This is a genomic window from Mesorhizobium sp. M7A.F.Ca.CA.002.09.1.1, assembly GCF_003998555.1.
In the GTDB taxonomy this organism is placed as follows: domain Bacteria; phylum Pseudomonadota; class Alphaproteobacteria; order Rhizobiales; family Rhizobiaceae; genus Mesorhizobium; species Mesorhizobium ciceri.
Genome location: NZ_RZRR01000739.1, coordinates 1 through 2,867, shown reverse-complemented (window position 1 = coordinate 2,867; position 2,867 = coordinate 1). Strand labels below are relative to the sequence as shown.

General features: G+C 63.2%; 4 protein-coding genes. 2 read left to right on the top strand and 2 right to left on the bottom strand.

Annotated elements, in window-relative coordinates:
• Positions 1-742: metallophosphoesterase (locus EN994_RS25425; RefSeq protein WP_206530495.1), on the bottom strand; the 742-nt coding region annotated here is incomplete at its 3' end.
• Between the two features lie 53 nt (positions 743-795).
• Here EN994_RS25425 and EN994_RS25420 point away from each other — a divergent pair.
• Positions 796-1,290, top strand: coding sequence for an NUDIX domain-containing protein (locus EN994_RS25420; RefSeq protein ID WP_063168869.1), 495 nt, complete (start codon positions 796-798; stop codon positions 1,288-1,290).
• A gap of 1 nt (position 1,291) precedes the next feature.
• Here EN994_RS25420 and EN994_RS25415 read toward each other — a convergent pair whose 3' ends face one another.
• Positions 1,292-2,284, bottom strand: a complete 993-nt coding sequence (locus EN994_RS25415; protein WP_063168870.1) for a glutathione S-transferase family protein — start codon at positions 2,282-2,284, stop codon at positions 1,292-1,294.
• A 274-nt stretch (positions 2,285-2,558) separates the two neighbouring features.
• Here EN994_RS25415 and EN994_RS25410 point away from each other — a divergent pair.
• Positions 2,559-2,867: N-acetyltransferase (locus EN994_RS25410; protein ID WP_164746176.1), on the top strand; the 309-nt coding region annotated here is incomplete at its 3' end.

The window sequence follows — 2,867 nt, the reverse complement described above, 5'->3', positions numbered from 1 at the left end:
CAGCGACACCGACCGCCGGGATCCTGACGCCTCGACCGCCGATGAAGAACAGCGACGGCAGATGCGAATGGCCGTGCAGCACAAGGTCGGCGCCATGGCGGCGAATGATCTTGTTGAAGCGGGCGATGCCGAACAGCCGCTTGTGCTGCGGGACCGCGCCGCGCACCGGCGGATGATGGATCATGATGACGCGGAACAGCCCCTGTCCGGCAGTGTCCTGGAGGATTTTGCCGAGCCTATCCCCCTGGCCTTCCATGAAAAACCCATTGGCCATGAAGGGTGCCGTGGCGCGCGCCGTCGAGACGCCGATCAGCGCGACATTGCCGCGTACACGCAGATAGGGGAAGGCGTTGCGGTCGACCGGCGTGTTGACGCCGTCGCCGCTCATCCACGCCGCCCAGGACCGGCAGACCTTGTCGAAGGCGCCTGGCACATAGGCGTCGTGATTGCCCGGAACGACCGAAACATCATGCGGCGGCCCCAGCGTCTCCAGCCAGTGCCTGGCCATCTCGATCTCGCCGTCGAGCGCCAGATTGACCAGGTCGCCGGTGACGGCGAGGTGATCAGGCGTGTTCGCCTTGATGTCGGCGACGATCGTGTCAATGACCGCATCATGCATATGGCGGCGGCGGTTGCGCTGCCAGTTGACATAGCCGAGCACGCGCTTGGAGGCGAGATCGCGATAGGATACATCGGGGAGCGGCCCCAGATGGACATCGGAAATATGCGCGAGCCTGAACATACAACCTTCATAGGCGACCCGCGCGCGGCTTTCCACCCACGGTTTCGCTATCAATGACGAGCCCTGAAGATGCCTTCCGCCAGACCGGCTGGCCAGGGTTGAGGGCCAGGCTGTTCCATCTCTATTTCGTGCTGCGGAGGCCGATGACGCTTGGCGTGCGCGGCCTGATCCACGACACAGCGTCCAGATCCGTCTTCCTTATTCGCCATACCTATGTACCGGGCTGGCAGCTTCCCGGCGGCGGCGTCGAAGTCGGCGAGACGATGAACGAGGCGCTGGCCCGTGAACTGGCCGAGGAAGGCAACATCGCACTGACCGCCCCGCCGGTGCTCAAATCGATGCATTTCAACCGCCGCTCCAGCCGCCGCGATCATGTCGGCCTTTATCTGCTCGAGCATTTCAGCCAGACGGCGCCGAAGCTGCCGGACCACGAGATCGCCGAAGCCGGCTTCTTCCCGCTCGACCGCTTGCCGCGGGGCACGACGCCGGCGACGCTGCGCCGGATCGCCGAGGTTTTTGACGGCGAGCAGCCCTCGCCCTACTGGTAGGTCAGGCCGCCGCTTTCTCGAAGCGGGCCCGGTCATGCCGTGCGGCATAATCGAGATCCGGTCCGACAGGCACGATCCGCGTCGGATTGATCGTCTGGTGGCTGCCGTAATAATGAGCCTTGATGTGATGCATGTTCACCGTCCCGGCCACGCCAGGGACCTGATAGAGATCGCGCAGATAGTTGGACAGGTTCGGGTAGTCGGCGATGCGGCGCAGATTGCATTTGAAATGGCCGACATAAACCGGATCGAAGCGCACCAGCGTGGTGAACAGCCGCCAGTCGGCCTCGGTGATACGACCACCGACGAGATAGCGCTGTTTTGCCAGTCGCTCCTCCAACGTATCCAGCGCCGAAAACAGCTCGCCGAAAGCCTCTTCATAGGCGCGTTGCGTGGTGGCGAAGCCGGCGCGATAGACGCCGTTGTTGATGGCGGGATAGACCAGCGCATTGATGCGGTCGATCTCGCCGCGCAACGCCTTCGGATAGAAATCGAAGCTGGCGTCGCCCCAATCATCGAAGGCTGAATTCAGCATGCGGATGATTTCGGAAGACTCGTTGGAGACGATGGTCTGCTCCTTTTTGTCCCACAGCACCGGCACAGTCACCCTGCCCGAATAGGCGGGATCGGCCTTGGCATAGATCTGGTGCAGGAAGTCGAGGCCGTAGAGCGTGTCGCCCGTGGCGCCGTCCTCAGCTACGAACGTCCAGCCGTTGGCGCCCATGAAATGATGCACCACGGACACCGATATGATGCCCTCCAGCTTCTTCAGCGCACGAAAGATCAACGTCCGGTGGGCCCACGGACAGGCAAGCGAGACATAGAGGTGATAGCGGCCGGGCTCGGCCTTGAAACCGCGCGTCCGGCCTTCGGCAGGCGCCCCGCCAACGGTGATCCAGTCGCGCCATTGCGACTGCGCCCGCACGAACCTGCCACCATTGTCCGCCGTATCGTACCAGCGGTCCTGCCATCTTCCTTCGACCAGCAATCCCATGCGAATCTCCTTGCGTCCTGTTGGTTGATGTAGGCGCAAGGCTGCCCTGTCGAAGACGTCAGGTGCTGAACAGACCGTCACTTGGCCGAAATGACGGACAGAAACGGCCGATTGCAGCGGCGGGAAATTGATGCTAGCGGACAATCCGCATGTTCGACTTTGCTTTGATCCGGTTTGACCGACGACGAAAGGGCGCCCGCGCTTGATGAAGCGCTGACTGGCGAATGCTGCCGTTTGCAGCAACCTTTCCTCCTTGTACCGGACCGCAAAGACCATGAGCCTTGCCGACGTGAAATACCTGCCGGAAACCCCGGCGCACGACCCCGAGATCGAAGCCATCAACGACGAAGCCTTCGGGCCCGGCCGCTTTGTGCTGGCCGCCTACAAGATTCGTGAGGCCGGAGGGCACGAGCGCTCGCTGTCCTTTGTCGCCGTCAATGGCGACATCGTCGTCGCCTCGGTGCGCATGACCCGCATCGCCGCCGGTGCCGGCCGCGCATTGATGCTCGGGCCGCTCGCCGTGCGGCCGGCCTTCAAGAATCTCGGCATCGGCCGCCGGCTGGTGGCGATCGCGCTGGAGGCC

Coding starts and splice junctions, on each gene's coding strand:
- EN994_RS25420 (WP_063168869.1), top strand. CDS start 796: ATGACGAGCCCTGAAGATGCCTTCCGCCAGACCGGCTGGCCAGGGTTG.
- EN994_RS25415 (WP_063168870.1), bottom strand. CDS start 2,284: ATGGGATTGCTGGTCGAAGGAAGATGGCAGGACCGCTGGTACGATACG.